This window comes from Embleya sp. NPDC127516, from assembly GCF_044765325.1.
Lineage (GTDB): Bacteria > Actinomycetota > Actinomycetes > Streptomycetales > Streptomycetaceae > Embleya.
In genome coordinates, this window is sequence record NZ_JBIWJT010000012.1 from 321,597 (window position 1) to 340,110 (window position 18,514).

The 18,514-nt window shown below is 70.2% G+C and carries 15 protein-coding genes; 9 read left to right on the forward strand and 6 right to left on the reverse strand.

Features of this window, described 5'->3' with window-relative positions; genetic code table 11:
* Positions 1-174: 174 nt before the first annotated feature.
* Complete coding sequence (locus ACIRL2_RS24935; RefSeq protein ID WP_395866982.1) at positions 175-1,692, reverse strand: class I adenylate-forming enzyme family protein; 1,518 nt, start codon at positions 1,690-1,692, stop codon at positions 175-177.
* A 216-nt stretch (positions 1,693-1,908) separates the two neighbouring features.
* Here ACIRL2_RS24935 and ACIRL2_RS24940 point away from each other — a divergent pair, with 216 nt between their 5' ends.
* The gene (locus ACIRL2_RS24940) at positions 1,909-3,087 is read left to right on the forward strand and encodes an acyl-CoA dehydrogenase family protein (RefSeq protein WP_402234595.1); all 1,179 of its coding nucleotides are present in this window, start codon (positions 1,909-1,911) and stop codon (positions 3,085-3,087) included.
* Positions 3,088-3,242: 155 nt separating this feature from the next.
* On the opposite strand, the gene ACIRL2_RS24945 is transcribed toward ACIRL2_RS24940, so the two are convergent.
* A complete protein-coding gene (locus tag ACIRL2_RS24945) occupies positions 3,243-3,893 on the reverse strand; it encodes a TetR/AcrR family transcriptional regulator (protein ID WP_395866986.1) in 651 nt (216 codons plus the stop codon).
* A 4-nt stretch (positions 3,894-3,897) separates the two neighbouring features.
* Positions 3,898-4,701 carry an SDR family oxidoreductase gene (locus ACIRL2_RS24950; RefSeq protein ID WP_395866987.1) on the reverse strand — a complete coding sequence of 268 codons (804 nt, stop codon included), beginning with the start codon at positions 4,699-4,701 and terminating at the stop codon, positions 3,898-3,900.
* Positions 4,702-4,917: 216 nt separating this feature from the next.
* Here ACIRL2_RS24950 and ACIRL2_RS24955 point away from each other — a divergent pair, with 216 nt between their 5' ends.
* The 5 genes from ACIRL2_RS24955 to ACIRL2_RS24975 all read left to right on the forward strand — a co-directional run bounded on the left by ACIRL2_RS24955 (position 4,918) and on the right by ACIRL2_RS24975 (position 10,989).
* Positions 4,918-5,676, forward strand: a complete 759-nt coding sequence (locus ACIRL2_RS24955) for an enoyl-CoA hydratase family protein (protein WP_355533169.1) — start codon at positions 4,918-4,920, stop codon at positions 5,674-5,676.
* Between the two features lie 190 nt (positions 5,677-5,866).
* Complete coding sequence (locus ACIRL2_RS24960; RefSeq protein WP_402234597.1) at positions 5,867-6,736, forward strand: CoA transferase subunit A; 870 nt, start codon at positions 5,867-5,869, stop codon at positions 6,734-6,736.
* Positions 6,733-7,506 (forward strand): CoA-transferase subunit beta, encoded by a 774-nt coding sequence (locus ACIRL2_RS24965; protein ID WP_395866991.1) that lies wholly within the window; start codon positions 6,733-6,735, stop codon positions 7,504-7,506. Before ACIRL2_RS24960 ends, ACIRL2_RS24965 begins: the two co-directional genes overlap by 4 nt.
* Positions 7,503-8,594 carry an NAD(P)H-dependent flavin oxidoreductase gene (locus ACIRL2_RS24970; protein WP_395866993.1) on the forward strand — a complete coding sequence of 364 codons (1,092 nt, stop codon included), beginning with the start codon at positions 7,503-7,505 and terminating at the stop codon, positions 8,592-8,594. The genes ACIRL2_RS24965 and ACIRL2_RS24970 overlap by 4 nt, the downstream gene beginning before the upstream one ends.
* A 193-nt stretch (positions 8,595-8,787) precedes the next feature.
* On the forward strand, positions 8,788-10,989 hold the full coding sequence (locus ACIRL2_RS24975) for an MMPL family transporter (RefSeq protein WP_402234598.1): 2,202 nt from the start codon (positions 8,788-8,790) through the stop codon (positions 10,987-10,989).
* A 101-nt stretch (positions 10,990-11,090) separates the two neighbouring features.
* On the opposite strand, the gene ACIRL2_RS24980 is transcribed toward ACIRL2_RS24975, so the two are convergent.
* Positions 11,091-12,257, reverse strand: coding sequence for an acetyl-CoA C-acetyltransferase (locus ACIRL2_RS24980; RefSeq protein ID WP_395866997.1), 1,167 nt, complete (start codon positions 12,255-12,257; stop codon positions 11,091-11,093).
* A gap of 215 nt (positions 12,258-12,472) precedes the next feature.
* On the opposite strand from ACIRL2_RS24980, the gene ACIRL2_RS24985 reads away from it, so the two are divergent.
* Together ACIRL2_RS24985 and ACIRL2_RS24990 are read left to right on the forward strand one after the other, a co-directional pair.
* Entirely contained in the window at positions 12,473-13,615 is a 1,143-nt protein-coding gene (locus ACIRL2_RS24985) for an acyl-CoA dehydrogenase family protein (RefSeq protein ID WP_395866999.1), read from the forward strand.
* A 13-nt stretch (positions 13,616-13,628) separates the two neighbouring features.
* Positions 13,629-14,657 (forward strand): acyl-CoA dehydrogenase family protein, encoded by a 1,029-nt coding sequence (locus ACIRL2_RS24990; protein WP_395867000.1) that lies wholly within the window; start codon positions 13,629-13,631, stop codon positions 14,655-14,657.
* A gap of 152 nt (positions 14,658-14,809) precedes the next feature.
* Here the strand turns inward: ACIRL2_RS24990 and ACIRL2_RS24995 are convergent, their stop codons facing one another.
* Positions 14,810-15,586 carry an enoyl-CoA hydratase/isomerase family protein gene (locus tag ACIRL2_RS24995; RefSeq protein WP_395867002.1) on the reverse strand — a complete coding sequence of 259 codons (777 nt, stop codon included), beginning with the start codon at positions 15,584-15,586 and terminating at the stop codon, positions 14,810-14,812.
* A gap of 135 nt (positions 15,587-15,721) precedes the next feature.
* On the opposite strand from ACIRL2_RS24995, the gene ACIRL2_RS25000 reads away from it, so the two are divergent.
* Entirely contained in the window at positions 15,722-17,353 is a 1,632-nt protein-coding gene (locus ACIRL2_RS25000) for a FadD3 family acyl-CoA ligase (protein WP_402234600.1), read from the forward strand.
* A gap of 302 nt (positions 17,354-17,655) precedes the next feature.
* On the opposite strand, the gene ACIRL2_RS25005 is transcribed toward ACIRL2_RS25000, so the two are convergent.
* Complete coding sequence (locus ACIRL2_RS25005) at positions 17,656-18,495, reverse strand: enoyl-CoA hydratase/isomerase family protein (RefSeq protein ID WP_402234602.1); 840 nt, start codon at positions 18,493-18,495, stop codon at positions 17,656-17,658.
* Positions 18,496-18,514 lie beyond the last annotated feature (19 nt).

Consider the following 18,514-nt stretch of genomic DNA (forward strand, 5'->3'; position numbering starts at 1 on the left):
CCAGATCCGATCGACACTGGAATCGAGCTGACGGTTAGTCAGTTAGCTTGCTGATGGGACGTCAGGGCTGTCCACTGTCTCACCGGCCCGGTCCCGACGCATCTGTCCGATCACCTGGACATTTGCTGACTTGGTCAAACATGTTGCGGATATCTGCTGGTCATCGCGCGGTTACTAAACGTCCCCGAAGGACTTCTCGCGTTCCGTCAGGGATCTGCGGTCCACTTTGTCCATCCCGGTCAGTGGCAGTGCCGGCACGATGCGGATCGCCTCGGGGAGCTTGTGGGCGGACAATCGTGAGGCCGCGAACTCTCGCAACGCGGCCAGTGACGGCTCGGATGCGGCACGTGACACCACGACCGCGACGCCGATCTCGCCCATCACCCGACTGGGCCGCGGCACCACCGCCACGGAGGCCACGTCGGGATGGTCGAGCAGTACCGCCTCCACCTCCTGCGGATACACGTTGTATCCGCCGCGGATGTACATCTCGGTCATCCGCCCGGTGATCCGCAGGCAGCCGGCCTCGTCGATCCGGCCGAGATCGCCGGTCCGCAGCCGACCGTCGCCGTCGAGGGCGGCGGCGCTCGCCCGCGGGTCGCGCCAGTAGCCCGCCATCACGGCGGGCGAGCGCAGGCAGATCTGTCCCTCCTCGCCGGCCGGCAGGACGGTGCCGGTCCGCGGGTCGCGGATCTCCAACTCGGTGCCCGGTCGGGGGCGGCCGACCGTGAACAACGCCTCGGAGTCGGGGGCGTCGAACGCGGTGAGCGTGCCGAGCCCGCCGGATTCGGTGGACGAGTAGCGAATCGAGTAGCCCGCCCCGAACCGGGTCCGGGCCTCGTGCACGAGCGGGGCGGGGGACGGCCCGCCGCCGACGATCAGACCGCGTACGTGGGTGAGGTCGTAGCGGTCGAACTCGGGACGGCCGAGCAGGAGGGAGACCTGCGCGGCCACGCCGCCGAGGTAGGGGATCTTTTCCCTGGCGACCAGGCGCAACGCGTCCTGGGCCCGCCAGCGGCCGAGCAGGTGCAGGGTCGCGCCCATCTTGAGGTAGCCGGCCAACTTGGTCATGAAGCCGACGTGCGGCAGGCCGGTGGCGACCAGTTGCGGGCCGCCCTCGCCCCAGCGGTCGCCGGTGTCCATCGCGGTGATCGCGGCGATCTGGCGGGAGGTGAACAGCGCGCCCTTGGGCGTGCCCGTGGTGCCCGAGGTGAACACGACCGTCTCGGGCAGGTCCGGCTCCCGGTCCCCGGTCACCGGCGGCGCGGGCGGGATCTCGTCGAGCCGAAGGTCGGCCCAGACACCGTGCGCGTCGGCCGCCGGTACGCAGCGGACGAGTTCGGGGCCGGCCGGGACGCCCTCGGCCAGGTCCTCGGTGACCAGCACCAGGTCCGGCGCGGCCCGCTCCAGGATCGCGGCGCGCTCGGCGGGGGTGTAGCGCGGTCCCACCCCGGTGGTGATCGCGCCGAGTCGGGCCAGCGCCGTGTAGGCGACCACGTACTCGAGCCCGGACGGGAGCACGAGCGCGACCAGGTGACCCGGCCGCACGCCGCGCCGGGCCAGTCCGGCGGCGACCTGGTCGGTCACCGCGTCCAGCCCCGCGTAGGTGAACCCGCTTCCGCCGTGCACGAGGGCCCGCCGCTCGGGAAAGCGTCGGGCGGCCTCGTGAAGCACCTGGGCGAGAACGGTCACAACGGGTCCCTTCGGCCTGCGCGCGAAGTAGTCGGCGTGGGGATGGTGTATGCCACACAACACGACACGCCCGGGGTAACGCGACGTTTCAGAGGTGTGACGAAAGCAATGTTCTAAAGGTATGACGGTGTGTCAGATACTGGTGCTCGCGGGCTGCCGGATCGTCAATGGAGCCGACCGGAACTCGGGCCGGGCAACCGTCCCGACCCGCACGACATGAGTGCCAAGGAGTTGCGGTACGTGGACGTCGAGTTCAGCGATGAGCAGCAGGAGATCCGCAGAGCACTCCGGGACGTGTTCGACAAGCACAGCGACTCGCCCGCGGTGCGGGCCGTGATGGCCACCGAGACGGGCTACGACGCCACGGTGTGGCGGCGCGTGTGCGAACAGACCGGGTTGGCCGGTCTCGCGATTCCGGAGGAGTACGGCGGGGTCGGCTTCGGCTTCACCGAGTTGGTGGTGGCCCTGGAGGAGATGGGCCGCTCGCTTTTCCCCTCACCGTTCCTGGCGTCGTCGGTGCTGACGGCGTACGCACTCACGCACGCGGGCGACGAGGCCGCGCGGGCGGAGTACCTGCCGGGGATCGCGGCGGGCGTCACGCTCGGCGCGCTGGCGCTGGCCGAGCCGGGGCGGCGGGATGTACGCGCGGTGGAGACGGTCGCGCGGGCGGACGGTGACGGGTGGCGCCTGGACGGCGTCAAGACGCACGTGATCGACGGGCTGATCGCGGATCTGATCGTGGTGGTGGCACGGGTCGAGGGCGGGGGCGCTCCGAACCAGGGCGGCGACCTCGCGCTGTTCACCGTGGACAGGGACGCCGCGGGGCTGACCCGGGCGGCGCTGCCGACCCTGGACCAGACCCGCAAGCAGGCCCGGCTGACCTTCGTGGACACCCCCGCCCGGCTGCTGGGCACTCCCGGGGCCGACGCGGCGCTGGAGCGGGTGCTGGCGCTCGCCGAGATCGCGGTGGCGGCCGAGGCGGTCGGTGGCGCCGCGCGCTGCCTGGAGGCGACCGTCGAGTACACCAAGGGGCGCGTGCAGTTCGGCCGGCCGATCGGCTCGTTCCAGGCGATCAAGCACCGCTGCGCGGACCTGTACGTCGAGGTGGAGACGGCCCGTTCGGCGCTGTACTACGCGGCGTGGGCGGCCTGCGAGGCGGAGGCGGCGGGGCTCGCGTCGCCCGGCGAACTGTCGGTGATGGCACCGCTGGCGATGACGACGGCGACCGCCGCGTACCGGCATGTCGCCGAGGAGATGATCCAACTGCACGGCGGCGTCGGCTTCACCTGGGAGTACGACTGCCACCTGTACCTGAAGCGGGCCATCACGTCCGCGCACCTGTTCGGTGACCGGGGCGCGCAGCGGGAGCGGATCGCGGAACTCGCGGGAATCTAGGCGCGGGCCGGCCTGCGGCCTGGTGTCCGCAAACGCCGGACGGGCTTGACATGTGTACCCGAACGCCGGACGGGCTGATAATCAGCCCGTCCGGCGTTTGAGGGCAACACGGCCGAAGGCCGGGGCGTTCGTCGGGCTCCCGCTCGCCGACAGGCTTAACGCGTCGGGGGCTTCTTCCCCGTGACGCCCATGTAGACCAGCGTGGACAGCGCCGGACGGACGTCCTTCATCTTGATGTTCCAGGATTCGAAGCCCTTCTGGTGCCCGGCCACCGCCGCGAGCATCGCGACGAGGGTGCCCGCCATGGCGTTCGGGTGCACGTCGTCGCCGACCTTGCCCTTGGCCTGCATGTTCTCGATGGCCTCGGTCAGCGAACCGGTGACCGCCGTCAGGATCTTCTGGCGCACCTTGTAGAAGCGCTTGTCGCCCTCGGCCGAGGCCAGGTCGACGACGCGAAGGATCGGCTCGTAGTCCCGCCAGAAGTCGAGGAATCCGTCGGCCAGGGCCTCGGCGGCGGCGAAGCCGCCCTTGCCGGCCCAGTTCTGGTCCTCGGCGAGAGTCTTCAGACGCTGGCCGTCCTTGGCCATGTCGTTCGCGATCTCGAGGATCGCACTCTCGACGTCCTGAAAGTACTGGTAGAAGGTGGCGGGAGAGGTGCCTGCCATACGGGCGACGTCGATGACCTTGACGTCCCGGTACGGAGACGTGTCGAGCATCTCGCGGAGGCAGTCGAGCAGCTTTTGCCGCGTCGCCTGTCCGCGTCGCCCGGCGACGCGGCCGTCGACGGTGCGAACTTGTCCTGTCATGCCGTCAGTTTACGGGCGCATGATCGGTTTCGCTGTCCGCCGCACGGAGGAAAGCGGGCATTTCCCCGCCGCCGTGCATGAGCAGTTCGGCTCCGCTGACGTACCGTGACATCGGCGACGCGAGGAACAGACAAACGTCCGCGACGTCCGACGGATCCGCCATCCGACCGAGCGGAATCGTGTCCGCGACGCGCTGCACGCCCGCCTCGTCCCCGTAGTGCAGGTGGGCCTGTTCGGTCCGGACCAGGCCCACGATCACCGAGTTGATTCGGATCTTGGGAGCCCACTCGACGGCGAGCGAGCGGGTGAGCGAATTCATCCCGGCCTTCGCCGCGCCGTAGGCCGCGGTGCCCGGTGAAGGACGCACGCCGCTCACGCTGGAGATGTTCACGATCACCCCGCCGGTTTCTTGACGGTGCATCAAGCGGTGGGCTGCTTGGGCGAAATAGAGCGGACCGAGCAGATTCAGCTCGATGATCGCCTTGGAGAACCGGGGCGACGCGGTGGCCGCGTCGGTCTGCGGCGCGCCACCCGCGTTGTTCACCAGCACATCCAGTCGACCGAAGCGCTCCTCGACGAACTGCACTGCGGCGAAGGCCGTGTCGGGGTCGCGCACGTCGGCGGGGGTGTACGCGGCGGTGCGTCCGCCGGAGCCGGGCAGGGTCTCCGGTTCGCGTCGCGAGCAGACCACGACGTCGGCGCCGGCGGCCAGGAAGCGCTCGCTGATGCCCCGTCCGATCCCCTTGCCGCCACCGGTGACGAGAACGACGCGTCCGCTCATGTCGAGCGGGTTGGGGGAGGACGTCATGGCCTGCTCCTGACGGGCTGCGGTGTCGTGGGCGCCACGCTCGGTCCGTCTGGCGTGGGTCGCTCGGGGTCAACTATGGTGGCAGAAATCTGACGATCAGTCAGATCGGGTGGTGATGTGCCTCTCACGACCGGACGGCCGCGTCGGCCGCACCCGCCGGTACACGGGTACGTGATCAGCCGATCCGACACACGCGGCCGAATGGATCTGGTTGCCATGGCTATCCGTTACGAGGTGCGTGAGGGCATCGCCGAGGTGGTGCTGGACGCACCCCCCGTCAACGCGCTCACCGTCGCCGGCTGGTTCGAGCTCGCGGACCGACTCCGCGACGCGAGCCGCGACCCGCAGGTCCGGGCCGTGGTGCTCCGGGCCGAAGGGCGCGGCTTCAACGCCGGCGTCGACATCAAGGAAATGTCGAACACCGAGGGCTTCGACGCGCTGGTCGCGGCCAACAAGGGCTGCTTCGACGCGTTCGCGGCCGTGTACGACTGCGAGGTGCCCGTGATCGCGGCGGTGCACGGCTTCTGCGTGGGCGGCGGGATCGGGCTGGTCGGCAACGCGGACATCATCGTCGCGTCGCACGACGCGTTCTTCGGCCTGCCCGAGGTGGACCGGGGCGCGCTCGGCGCGGCCACCCACCTGGCCCGTCTGGTCCCGCAGCACCGGATGCGACAGATGGTGTACACGTCCGAGAACGCCCCCGCGGCGGAACTGCACGCGTACGGCTCGATCTACAAGCTGGTCGACCGGGACAAGCTGGTCGAGACCGCGTTCGAGGTGGCTCGGGCCATCGCCGCGAAGAGCCCGACCGTCATCCGCGCCGCGAAGGCGTCGCTGAACGGCATCGACCCGGTCGACGTCAAGCGCTCGTACCGCTACGAGCAGGGCTTCACGTTCGAACTGAACCTGACCGGTGTGTCGGACGAACTGCGCGACGCCTTCACCGAGGGTCGCGAAGCCGATACCTCCAAGTGACCGCCACGAGCCCTTGCCGGGGGTCCGGGGGTCGTCCCCCGGGCGAGCACAGTACCGAGGGTCGCGAAGCCGATACCCCCAAGTGACCGCCACGAGCCCTTGCCGGGGGTCCGGGGGTCGTCCCCCGGGTGAGCACGGTACCGAGGGTCGCGAAGCGGACACCTCGAAGTAGATACGGGAGCAACCATCCATGGCTGACAAGCGCATGACGCCCGATCAGGTCGTCGCACAGCTCTCCGACGGGATGACCGTCGGCATCGGCGGCTGGGGCTCGCGGCGCAAGCCGATGGCCCTGGTCCGGGCCATCCTGCGGTCCGACCTCAAGGACCTGACCGTCGTCTCCTACGGCGGTCCCGACGTGGGCCTGCTGGCCCGCGCGGGCAAGGCGAGCAAGCTCGTCTACGCGTTCGTGTCGCTCGACTCGATCCCGCTGGAGCCCAACTTCCGCCACGTCCGGGAGAACGGCCTGGTCGAAGCGGTCGAATACGACGAGGGCATGTTCCTCACCGGCCTGCGCGCCGCTGCCCAGCGGCTGCCGTTCCTGCCCACCCGGGCGGGCCTGGGCTCGGACATCCTGAAGGTCTCGCCGCACCTGAGGACGATCGAATCGCCGTACGGCGACGAGACGTTGGTCGCGATGCCCGCGCTGAACCTGGACGTCGCGCTGATCCACGCGAACGTCGCCGACGAGCGCGGCAACGCCGCGCTGACCGGCCCCGACCAGTTCATGGACGACCTGTTCTGCCTCGCGGCCGACAAGGCGTACGTCTCGGCCGAGCGCGTGGTGCCCAGCGAGGAGCTGCTCAAGGCGGCCGGCTGTGTGCACACGCTGACCGTGCACCGCTACATGACGCACGGTGTGGTCGAGGCGCCGAACGGCGCGCACTTCACCGAGTGTCCGCCGGAGTACGGCCGGGACGAGGCGTTCCAGAAGGCCTACGTCACCGCTGCCGCCGACCCGGAGGCGTGGGCCGCGTTCGAGCGGCGATTCCTCGAGGTGGAGAACGAAGCGGCATATCAGGCCGCCGTCGCGGAGTTCAAGAAGGAGTCGGCCAAGTGAGCACCGAGACCCTGACCGAGGCCACCCGGGCCGACGTGTGCGTCGCGGCCGTCGCGGACTGCTTCCGCGGCGACGGCGAGATCATCGGCAGCCCGATGGGCGCCGTGCCCACGATCGGCGCCCGGTTGGCCCGCGCGACGTTCGAGCCGGACCTGATGCTCTCCAACGGCGAGTCGTACTTCTTCGAGGGCGACGCCCGACTGGGCGCCACGCCGGACGAGTTCGCCGTCGTCGGCTGGATTCCCTACCGCCAGGTGCTGGACGTGCTCGCCTCGGGTCGGCGGCACGTGATGATGGGCCCGGTGCAGATCGACCGGCACGGAAACGCCAACATCTCCGCGATCGGCGACTGGGCCAAGCCCAAGCGCCAGGTGCTCGGGTCGCGCGGCGGGCCGGGCAACACGATCAACCACACCACCAGCTACTGGATCCCCAAGCACTCGGCGCGCGTGCTCACGCCGAAGGTGGACATGGTCTCCTGCGTCGGCTACGACCGGGCCGCCGAGGTGGGCTCCGCCGGGCGCTTCCACGAGGTCCGACGGGTCGTCACGAACCTGTGCGTGCTCGACTTCGAGACCGACGCGAAGGTCATGCGGCTGCGCTCGGTGCACCCCGGCGTCAGCGTCGATGAGGTCGTCGAGGCGACCGGCTTCGAGTTGGTGATCCCGAGCGAGGTGCCCACCTCGCGGGTGCCCACGAACGAGGAACTGCGGATCGTGCGAGACGTGCTCGACCCGCGCGGGATGCGGACGCGCGAGGTGCCGGCGTGAGCGCCGCGGCCGGCCCGCACCCGGCGTTGCGCAACGCGTTCACCGAGAAGTTCGGCGTCGACTTCCCCATCGTGCAGACCGGCATGGGGTACGTGTCCTACCCGCAACTGGTCGCGGCCACCGCCGAGGCGGGCGGGTTGGGCATCCTGGCGTCGGCCACGATGACCTACGAGGAACTGGTCGCGGCGATCGCGGCGGTCAAGAAGAGCACCGCGAAGTCGTTCGCGGTCAACCTGCGCGCGGACGCGCCGGACGCGGCCGAGCGGATCGACCTGATGGGCCGTGAGGGCGTCAAGGTCGCCTCGTTCGCACAGGCCCCGAAGAAGGACCTGATCAAGCGGGCGCACGATCTGGGCATGCTGGTGGTGCCCTCGATCGGCGCCAAGCGGCACGCGCAGAAGGTCGCCGAATGGGGCGTCGACGGCGTGATCGTGCAGGGCGGCGAGGGCGGCGGGCACACCGGCTCGATCCCGACCACGCTGCTGCTGCCGCAGGTCACCGACGTCCTGCGGGGCAGCGACGTCACCGTGATCGCGGCGGGCGGCTTCTTCGACGGGCGCGGCCTGGTCGCCGCCCTGGCGTACGGCGCGGACGCGATCGCGATGGGCACCCGCTTCCTGCTCACCTCGGACAGCCCGGTGGGGCACGCGGTCAAGGACGTCTACCTGGCCACCGACGTCAACGGCACGATCGTGTCCAAGGAGGTCGACGGCGTCCCGCACCGGGTGCTGGCGACCGACTTCGTCAAGCGGCTCGAACAGCGCTCGGTGCTCGCCCGCTATCCGCGCTCGATCGCCAACGCGGTGCGCTTCCAAAAGCTCAGCGGGACCAGGCTCACCGACATGGTCCGCGAGGGCCTGGCGATGAAGAAGTCGCAAGGGCTGAGCTGGCCGCAGGTGTTGATGGCGGCGAACACGCCGATGTTGCTCAAGGCCGCGATGGTGGACGGCCGTCCGGACCTGGGCGTGATGGCCTCGGGCCAGGTGGTCGGCGTGATCGAGGACCTGCCCTCGTGCGCCGAACTGATCACCCGGATCGTCGAGCAGGCGAGCGGGATCCTGCACGACCTGGAGTCCACCCGGGTCTGACCGCCCTCCCGCGAACGCCGGCATCGCCCCACCCGGGCGGTGCCGGCGTCGTATTCGCACGGTGTCCGCGCCCACCCGGGGGTGGGTCTGGACCCACCCCGGATCGGGGCCCCGGCGCAGTGTTCCGCGAGCGTCCCGCCGACAGACTCGAACTGTCAGCGGGACACGCAGTGGAACACGAGGGGACCTGACAATGGCCAAGCAGCCGGCGACCGTTCGCGTCGCACGATGGAGCGCCACCCACCCGTGGCGGGCGATCACCATGTGGATCGCATTCGTCGCCATCTGCCTGGTCGTCGGGGGCATGGCGGGTACCGAGAAGACCACCGACGCGGACATGGGCAACGGCCAGTCCGGCCGGGCCGACGAGATCTCCCGGCAGTACGGCCTCGACGCCGCCGCGAGCGAGAATGTGCTGATCACCGCGAAGAACGGCACGCTGGACCGGGCCGCGGCCGACAAGGTCGCCGCCGAGGTCACCGCGAAGCTGCGGGCGCTGCCCGAGGTCGCCGACGTCGCCGCGCCGATCCCGGCCGAGAACGGGCGCGCGCTGCTGGTCCCGCTCACCATGAAGGGGTCGGCGGACAAGGCCCAGGACCACATCGACCCGTTGCTCAAGGCGACCGCGAGCGTCCAGAAGGCGCACCCGGACCTGCGGGTCGAGGAGATCGGCGACGCGTCGATCGGCAAGGGCATCCAGGACCAGATCGGCAAGGACCTCGGCCAGGCCGAACTGTTCAGCCTGCCGGTGACGCTGGTCATCCTGATGGTCGCGTTCGGCGCGATGATCGCCGCCGCGGTGCCGGTGCTGCTGGCCATCTCCGCGGTCGGCGCCTCGATCGGCCTGTACGGCCTCGCCTCCTCGGTCTTCCCCGACTCGGGCACCGTCTCCAGCGTGATCATGATGATGGGCATGGCGGTCGGCGTCGACTACTCGCTCTTCTACGTCAAGCGTGAGCGCGAGGAGCGGGCCAAGGGCCGCGGCCGGATCGACGCGATCGAGATCGCCGCCGCCACCTCCGGGCACGCCGTGGTGGTCTCCGCGATCGCGGTGGCCGTCTCGATGGCCGGCATGTACATCGCCGACGACGCGGTCTTCTCCAGCCTGGCCACCGGCGGGATCATCGTGGTCGCGGTCGCCATGATCGGTTCGCTCACCGTGCTGCCCGCGCTGCTGGCCAAGCTGGGCAACCGGATCGACCGGCCGCGGATCCCGATCCTGTGGCGGCTGACCGCCCGTGAGGACCGCGAGCCGCGCGTGTGGAAGGCGCTGCTGCGTCCCGCGCTGAACCACCCCGCCATCACCCTCGCGGTGTCGGTGATCGCCCTGGGCGCGCTGGCCCTGCCGGCCTTCGGGATGAAGCTGCAGAACACCTCCAGCGACGACTTCCCGCGCTCGATGGCCACGATGCAGACCTACGACCGGATGACCGAGGCGTACCCGAGCAAGCACAGCCCGTACAACCTGGTCGCGCTGGCTCCGGTCGGCAAGGAGAAGGAGACCCGCGCCGCGCTGGACCGGGCGGTCGCGCAGACCCGGAACAACCCGCTGTTCACCCAGGACCCGGTCGAGGTGCTGGTCTCGAAGGACGGGCGCGCGTTCAAGGTGGACGTGACCGTGCCGCACATCTCCAGCTCGACGCAGGCCAAGGCGGCGCTGAAGCAACTGCGCGAGAGCGTGCTGCCGAACACCGTCGGCAAGGTTTCCGGCGCGGAGTTCGCGGTCTCCGGCGAGACGGCCGCGAACAAGGACTTCGCCGACCACGTGCAGGACAAGCTGCCGTTGGTGATCGCGTTCGTGCTGCTGCTGACCTTCGTGATGATGTCGGTGACGTTCCGCTCGGTGGTCGTGGCGCTCACCGCGATCGGGATCAACCTGCTCTCCGCGCTGGCCTCGTTCGGCTTCCTGGTCGTGGTCTTCCAGCACACCTGGGCCGAGGGGATCCTGGACTTCAACTCCAGCGGCGCGATCATCTCCTGGCTGCCGTTGTTCCTGTTCGTGGTGCTCTTCGGCCTGTCGATGGACTACCACGTCTTCGTGGTCAGCCGGATCCGTGAGGCGGCCATGCAGGGCATGTCCACCAAGGCCGCGGTCGAGAGGGGCATCACCAGCTCGGCCGGCGTGATCACCAGCGCGGCGATCGTGATGGTCTCGGTGTTCGTGGTCTTCGGCACGCTGAGCATGCTGGACATGAAGCAGATGGGCATCGGCCTGGCCGCCGCGGTCCTGATCGACGCGATCGTGGTCCGCATCGTGATCCTGCCCTCGCTGATGACCCTGCTGGGCCGGGCCAACTGGTGGCCCAGCCGCATCCCCCGGGTCCATGCCCCGCAGCACGCGGCGCCGCAGCACCCGGCCGAGTACGAGCCGCACCCGTACCAGCGGCAGATCTGATCCGGCGCGACCCCACGAACGCCGAAGGGCGCGAGCACCGAATCCGGTGCTCGCGCCCTTCGGCGTTTCGCGTTTCGCGTGTCGCGCGAGCCGACGCCGGGTCAGCCCAGGCGTTCGATGATCATGGCGTTGGCCTGGCCGCCGCCCTCGCACATGGTCTGCAGGCCGTAGCGGCCGCCGGTGCGCTCCAGGTGGTGCAGGAGCGTGGTCATCAGGCGGGCGCCGGTGGCGCCGAGCGGGTGGCCCAGGGCGATGGCGCCGCCGTTGGGGTTGACCTTCTCGTGCGGGGCCTTGATGTCCTTCATCCAGGACAGCACGACCGGGGCGAACGCCTCGTTGATCTCGACCGCGTCGATGTCGTCGATGCCCAGGCCGGACTTGGCGAACGCGTACTCGGTGGCCGGGATGGGCGCGGAGAGCATCTCGATCGGGGACGCGCCGCGCACGCTCATGTGGTGGACCCGGGCGCGCGGGGTGAGACCGTACCGCTTCAGCGCGCCCTCGGAGACGATCAGCAGTGCCGCCGCACCGTCGGAGATCTGCGACGCGACGGCGGCGGTCATCCGGCCGCCCTCCATCAGCACCTTCAGCTCCGCCATCTTCTCCAAGGTGGTGCCCCGGCGCGGCGGCTCGTCGACCGAGACCAGCGTGCCGTCCACGTCGATCGGCGCGATCTCGCGCTCGAAGAAGCCGCTGTCGATCGCGTGCAGGGCGCGCTCGTGCGACGCGAGCGCGAAGCGCTCCATTTCCTCGCGAGAGATGTCCCACCGCTTCGCGATCAGCTCGGCGCCGTAAAACTGGTCCACCGGCTCGTCGCCGTAGCGCGCCACCCAGCCCTTGGAACCGGAGAACGGGTCCGAGAAGCCGAGCGGCACGGCCGAGGTCATCGCCGAGCCGATCGGGATCTGGTTCATGTTCTGCACGCCACCGGCGATCACCACGTCCTGCGTCCCGGACATCACACCCTGGGCCGCGAAGTGGATCGCCTGCTGCGAGGAGCCGCACTGCCGGTCGATGGTGACCCCGGGCACCGCCTCGCTGTAGCCCGCCGCGAGCCACGCGGTGCGCGCGATGTCGCCCGCCTGCGGGCCGATCGTGTCGACACAGCCGAACACCACGTCCTCGACCACGTCCGGGTCGATCCCGCTGCGCTCGACCAGCGCCTTGATCGCGTGCGCGCCCAGGTCGGCCGGGTGCACCCCGGCCAGGCTGCCCTTCTTGCGGCCGACCGGCGTACGGACCGCGTCGACGATGTATGCCTCGGCCACTGGGGCCCCCTTGATCCTCGTGTGTTCGGCCGGCGATTCGCGCTCGCACTCCGGTGGGCCGAAAAGCCCGCCCGCGTGTCCGATCGCACGCCGCTTACGGTGTCGCCACACCGCGTGCAACAGCTAACCTGACGACCCGTCAGTTATGCTACCCGTGTCCGACCGGGTTTCGACCTGTGTGTCCTCGGTCTCACACCCGTCGAGGGAGTCGCCCAGTGGATCTCGAATTCACCGAGCAGGAGCAGGAGTTCCGCCGGGAGGTGCGCGCATGGCTGGCCGCCAACGTGCCCGCCGAGCCACTGCCGTCGATGGACACGCGGGAGGGCTTCACGGCCCACCAGGCGTGGGAGCGCAAGCTCTTCGACGCGCGCTGGGCGGTGGTGTCCTGGCCGAAGGAGTACGGCGGGCGCGAGGCCGGCCTGACCGAATGGCTGATCTTCGAGGAGGAGTACTACCGCGCGGGCGCCCCCGGCCGGGTCAGCCAGAACGGCATCTTCCTGTTCGCGCCGACCGTCTTCGAGTTCGGCAGCAAGGAGCAGCAGGACCGCTACCTGCCGAAGATGGCCTCCGGTGAGGAGATCTGGGTCCAGGGCTGGTCCGAGCCGGAGGCCGGCTCCGACCTGGCCAACGTGCGCTCGCGCGCCGACCGGGACGACGAGCGCGGCGGGTGGCTGCTGAACGGGCAGAAGATCTGGAGCTCGCGGGGCACCTACGGACACCGCCTGTTCGGCCTGTTCCGCACCGATCCCGACGCGCAGCGCCACCGCGGCCTGACCTACTTCATGGTCGACCTCGCCGCCGAGGGCGTGACCGTGCGGCCGATCCCGCAACTGGACGGGGAGCCCGGCTTCGCCGAGGTCTTCCTGGACAACGTCTTCGTGCCCGACGCCGACGTGCTCGGCGGGGTGAACGAGGGCTGGAAGATCATGATCGCCACCACCGGCAGCGAGCGCGGGCTCAACCTGCGCAGCCCGGGCCGCTTCGTGGCACCGGCGAACCGGCTGCTGGACCTGTACCGGCGGGACCCGCGCCCGGCCGAGCGGGACGCGGTGGTGCGCGCGTGGATGGACGCCGAGGCGTACCGGCTGTTCACCTTCGGCACCGTCACCAAGCTTCAGGCGGGCGGCGCGATCGGCGCGGACTCCTCGATCAACAAGGTCTTCTGGTCCGAGATGGACGTCGAGCTGCACGCGACCGCGCTGCGCCTGCTCGGCGAGGCGGGCGAACTGGACGACGGCGACGGCGGCTGGTTGGACGGCTTCCTGTTCGCGCTCGGCGGGCCGATCTACGCCGGCACCAACGAGATCCAGCGGAACACGATCGCCGAACGCATCCTCGGCCTGCCCCGAGCGAAGTAGAAGGATTCCGACGATGCGCCTCGCATACACCGAAGACCAGGAACTGTTCCGCGACACGGTCCGCGAATTCCTCGCCGACCGGTGCACCACCGCACACGTACGCGCCGCGTGGGACGCCGACAGCGCGATCTCCGAGCGCTGGGCCGAACTCGCCAAGGTCGGCGTGACCGGCATCGTGGTCCCCGAGGAGTACGACGGCCTGGGCATGGGCGACGAGGAACTCGCCGCCGTGCTGGTCGAGACCGGCTACGCGGCGCTACCCGAACCGCTGCTCGAATCGGCGGTCGCGGTCGGCCTGCTCGCCGAGTTCGCCCCCGACGCCGGATGGTTGGCGAAGATCGCCGCGGGGCAGGCCACCGCGTCGGTGCTGCTGCCGGGGCAGCGGCTCGCGGTCGAGGCGGCGGCGGCCGACCTGCTGGTGATCGGGCTGGACAACGGCGAGCTGCACGTGGTCGAGCCGGGCGACTGCGAACTCACCGCACAACGCTCGGTCGACCGCAGCCGCAAGCTCCACACCGTCGGTTTCCGGCCGACCGACCAGACTCTGGTGGCCTCCGATGCCCACCGGGCGCTGGCCCGTGCGGCGAACCGCGGTGCGCTCGGCGCGGCGGCACAACTGCTCGGCCTGACCCGACGGATGCTGGACATGACGGTGGACTACGCCAAGCAGCGGGTCCAGCGCGGCGTGCTGATCGGCACCCACCAGTCGGTCCAGCACCACCTGGCCAACGTGCTGATCAGGCTGGAGTTCGCCCGCCCGGTGGTGCTGCGCGCGGCCTACTCGCTCGCTCGCGACCTGCCCTCGGCGGACCGCGACGTGTCGATGGCGAAGATCTACGCGAGCGAGGCGGCCGACCTCGCGGCCCGCAACTGCCTCCAGGTGCACGGCGCGATCGGCTACACCGAGGAGCACGACCTCCAGCTCTTCATGAAGCGCGCGTGGGCCCTGTGCAGCGCGTGGGGCGACACGGGCGCACACCGCGACCGGGTCGCGACGGACCTGCTGGGGGCGTCACCGGCCCCGACCACGCCCACCTTCTGAGCCGCACGACCTTCCGACCCGCGGCCTTCCGGCCCCGGCCTTTCGAGCACCCCGGCCCTTCGAGCCCCACAGCCCGACGACGCAACAGGGCGGCCGTCGTCCGGCCGAGCCCCCGATCCGCGCGAGCGGGTCGGGGGGGCCTCGGCACGCCCTCAGCGGATCCGGTACTCCTTGCTCCGGGTCTGGAACAGGCCGGCCTGCTCGGACCAGTCCAGGTTGCCCAGTTCGATCATGTGCGGGGCCATGGTGAGCGCCTGTGCGCGGGTCAGGTCGCGGGCGGCCCAGATCGAGCGGACCGAGCCCTGTACGCCGTGCGGCGGGTAGGAGGCGATCGTCTCGGCGGCCCAGCGCGCGGTGTCCAAGAGCTCGGCGGCGGGCACCACCTGCGACACCAGCCCGGTCTCATAGGCGCGTTTGGCGCTCATCCGCTCCGCGTTGCCCAGCAGGGTGAGCCGCATGACCTCGCCCAGCGGCATGCGCTGGGCCAGGTGCATGGACTCGAATCCGGAGACCATGCCGTACGTGGTGTGCGGGTCGAAGAAGGTCGCCTCCTCCGCCGCGATCACGAACTCGCACTCGCCGAGCAGGTAGAACGCGCCGCCGCAGGCCATCCCGTTGACCGCGATGATGACCGGCTTCCACAGGTCGGAGAACTTCGGCCCGATCCTGAGCATCGGGTCGTCCATCATGTACGGCGACGACGGCTGTGGGATGTCCACGCCCCGGTCGATGCCGGTACAGAACGCCTTGTCGCCCGCGCCGGTGAGCACCACGCAGCGCACGTCGTCGTCGTGGCGCAGCTCACGCCACACGGTGTGCAGCTCGTCGATCATCGTGACGTCGAACGCGTTGTGCCGGTCCGGGCGGTTCAACGTCACCCATGCGACGCCGTTCTCCTGCTCGTAGCCCAGCGTCTCGAACTTGCGCATGCCTCAGCCCTCAATCATCGGTGACCACCACGTCGCGGTGGTCTGCGTCTCGATCGCCGTGATGCCGCTTCCCTCGCCGCCATGATCTGACGTACCGTCAGGTTCAATCAACCTCTGGCCTCACCGGGAGCGATCATGCAAGGGGACCTTGAGTGGGGGAGCATCCCTGCCCTCGTGGACAGCGCGGCGGACCGCTTCGGTGACCGTGAGGCCGTGGTGGACGGCAATGTACGGGTCGACTACGTCGAACTGCGGGACCGCGTCCGGCGTGCCGCGGCGGCGGTCGTCGCGGCTGGCGTGGACAAGGGCGACCGGGTCGGCATCTGGGCGCCGAACTCGCTGGACTGGATCGTGTCCGCGCTCGGCGCGTTGACCGCGGGCGCGGTCGTGGTGCCGATGAACACCCGGTACAAGGGTGCCGAGGCCAAGTTCGTGCTGGCCAAGACGCACGCCAAGCTGCTGTTCGTCTCGGGCACCTTCCTCGGCTCGTCCTACGTCGGGATGCTCCGTCAGGCGGCCGGCGGCGCGGCCGAGGGCCGGGCCTTCGCGGACCTGCCCGAGCTGAGCCGGGTGGTCGTGCTCGCGGACACCGCGCCGGACGACTGCGTCGCGTGGGCGGACTTCCTGGCCGGCGGCGAGCGGATCACCGCCGCCGAGGTGGACGCCCGCAAGGCGAGCGTCGGCGCGGACGACATCGGCGACATCATCTTCACCTCCGGCACCACCGGGCAGCCCAAGGGTGTGATGACCACCCAGGCGCAGACGCTGCGCGTGTTCGACACGTGGGCGTCGGTGGTCGGTGTCACCGAGGGCGACCGGTATCTCATCGTCAGCCCGTTCTTCCACACCTTCGGGTACAAGGCCGGGATCATCGCGAGCCTGATCAAGGGCGCCACGATGCTCCCGCAGGCGGTCTTCGACCTGGACGCCACGATGGCGGTGATCCAGCAGGAGAAGGTCACCGTGCTGCCGGGCGCGCCGACGATCTACACGTCGCTCCTGGACGCGGTGGCGCGCGAGGGGACGGGCAAGTACGACCTGTCCTCGCTGCGTCTGGCGGTCACCGGCGCGGCGGCGGTGCCGCTGTCCCTGGTCACCCGGATGGCCGGGGAACTGGGCTTCGACTCGGTGCTCACCGCGTACGGGCTGACCGAGTCGTGCGGTACGGCCACCATGTGCCGGCAGGGCGACTCGGCCGAGGTCATCTCGTCCACGTCCGGGCGGGCCATCCCCGGGGTCGAGGTGGTCACCGTGGACGCGGACGGGAAGCCGACCGCCGTCGGCGAGTCCGGCGAGGTGTGGGTGCGCGGTTACAACGTGATGAAGGGCTACTTCGAGGACCCGGAGGAGACCGCCAAGGCGATCGACGCGGACGGCTGGCTGCACACGGGCGACGTGGGCGTGCTGGACGAGCACGGCAACCTGCGGATCACCGACCGGATCAAGGACATGTTCATCGTCGGCGGCTTCAACGCCTACCCGGCGGAGATCGAGTCGGTGCTCGCGGGGCATCCGGCGATCTCGGAGGCCGCGGTGGTGGGCGTTCCGGACGCGCGGATGGGTGAGGTGGGCAAGGCGTACCTGCTGCTGCGGCCGGGGGCGGAGGTCACGGCCGAGGAGGTCATCGCGTTCTGCCGGCAGGAGATGGCGAACTACAAGGTGCCTCGGGCGGTCGAGTTCGTCACCGAGTTGCCGCGGAATCCGGGCGGGAAGGTGTTGAAGTTCGAGCTTCGGGCGCGGGCTGCGGAGGAGGCGGTTCGCCGCTGACGCGGGGGTGGGGGTTTGGCCTCGTGCCGGCCGGCTGCTTGGCCTCATGCGCCGGCCGGGCTGGGGTGACCTGGCCTTCGGCCTAGGTGGCCTCAAGCGCCGGCCGGGCTGGGGTGACCTGGCCTCCGGCCTAGGTGGCCTCAAGCGCCGGCCGGGCTGTTTGGCCTCATGCGCCGGCCGGGCTACTTGGCCTCATGCGCCGGCCGGGCTGATTGGGTCGGCTGAGTTGATCGGGTCGGGGCGGCTGTGCTGTGTTGGGTGGGTTGCTTGGGGTTGGGGGCGTTCGGGGTTTTTGGGTGGGTTTATTTGCCTTCGAATTCGGCTGGTTTGCGGGCTGCCTTGGCTGCGTAACCGGCTACCGAGTCTTCGGAGACCAGGGTCAGGGCCGCGGACATGGCCGTGAGGCCCAGGGCCGCGTCGAGGTTGGCGTCGGCGAAGGTGTCGATGCTGCGTTTGATGCCCTGGACGGCCAATGGGGCGTTGGCGGCTATCTCTTCGGCCAGGGTGCGGGCGGTGTGGTCCAGGTCCGCCACCGGGACCACCTCCTGGACCAGGTTCAGGCGTTCGGCCAGGGCGGCGTCGATGCGGCGGCCGGTCAGGGACAGGAGTTTGGCCCAGCCGGCGCCCGCCTCGCGGGCGATGCGGATGTCGCCGCCCGCGTCCACCGCGACACCGATCTGCGCCTCGGGCAGCGCGAACCGGGCGTCGTCGGCCGCGATCCGGATGTCCGCCATCAGCGCGAGTTCGAAGCCGAAGCCCAGGCAGTAGCCCTGGACGGCGGCGATCACCGGCTGCGGCAGCCGGGCGAAGGTGCGGAAGCGCTCGTGCACCCAGCGCAGGCCCTCGTAGTAGTTGCGGGTGCGTTCCGCGCCGGAGCGGCCGGTGATCGCACCGCCGGGCGCGGTCACGTCGATGCCCGCGCAGAACGCGCGCCCCTCGGCTCGGAGCAACACCACGCGGACCCGTTCGTCGAAGCGGATCCGGTCGGCCATGATGCCCAACTGTCGGGTCGCCTCCCAGCTCCACGCGTTGAGCTTGTCCGGTCGACACAACGTGAGCACCGCGATGCCGGTGTCCTCCTCGACGTCGAGCCGCATCCGCACCTCGGCCTCGTCGATGCTCGGGTCGGTGGTGTTGATCACGGTCCGGTTCCTCCAGGAG

Excerpts from the sequence above, each read along its gene's own strand:
- ACIRL2_RS24940 (WP_402234595.1), top strand. The coding sequence starts at position 1,909 with ATGAGTGCCAAGGAGTTGCGGTACGTGGACGTCGAGTTCAGCGATGAG.
- ACIRL2_RS24945 (WP_395866986.1), bottom strand. The coding sequence starts at position 3,893 with ATGACAGGACAAGTTCGCACCGTCGACGGCCGCGTCGCCGGGCGACGC.
- ACIRL2_RS24950 (WP_395866987.1), bottom strand. The coding sequence starts at position 4,701 with ATGACGTCCTCCCCCAACCCGCTCGACATGAGCGGACGCGTCGTTCTC.
- ACIRL2_RS24955 (WP_355533169.1), top strand. The coding sequence starts at position 4,918 with ATGGCTATCCGTTACGAGGTGCGTGAGGGCATCGCCGAGGTGGTGCTG.
- ACIRL2_RS24960 (WP_402234597.1), top strand. The coding sequence starts at position 5,867 with ATGGCTGACAAGCGCATGACGCCCGATCAGGTCGTCGCACAGCTCTCC.
- ACIRL2_RS24975 (WP_402234598.1), top strand. The coding sequence starts at position 8,788 with ATGGCCAAGCAGCCGGCGACCGTTCGCGTCGCACGATGGAGCGCCACC.
- ACIRL2_RS24990 (WP_395867000.1), top strand. The coding sequence starts at position 13,629 with ATGCGCCTCGCATACACCGAAGACCAGGAACTGTTCCGCGACACGGTC.
- ACIRL2_RS24995 (WP_395867002.1), bottom strand. The coding sequence starts at position 15,586 with ATGCGCAAGTTCGAGACGCTGGGCTACGAGCAGGAGAACGGCGTCGCA.
- ACIRL2_RS25000 (WP_402234600.1), top strand. The coding sequence starts at position 15,722 with ATGCAAGGGGACCTTGAGTGGGGGAGCATCCCTGCCCTCGTGGACAGC.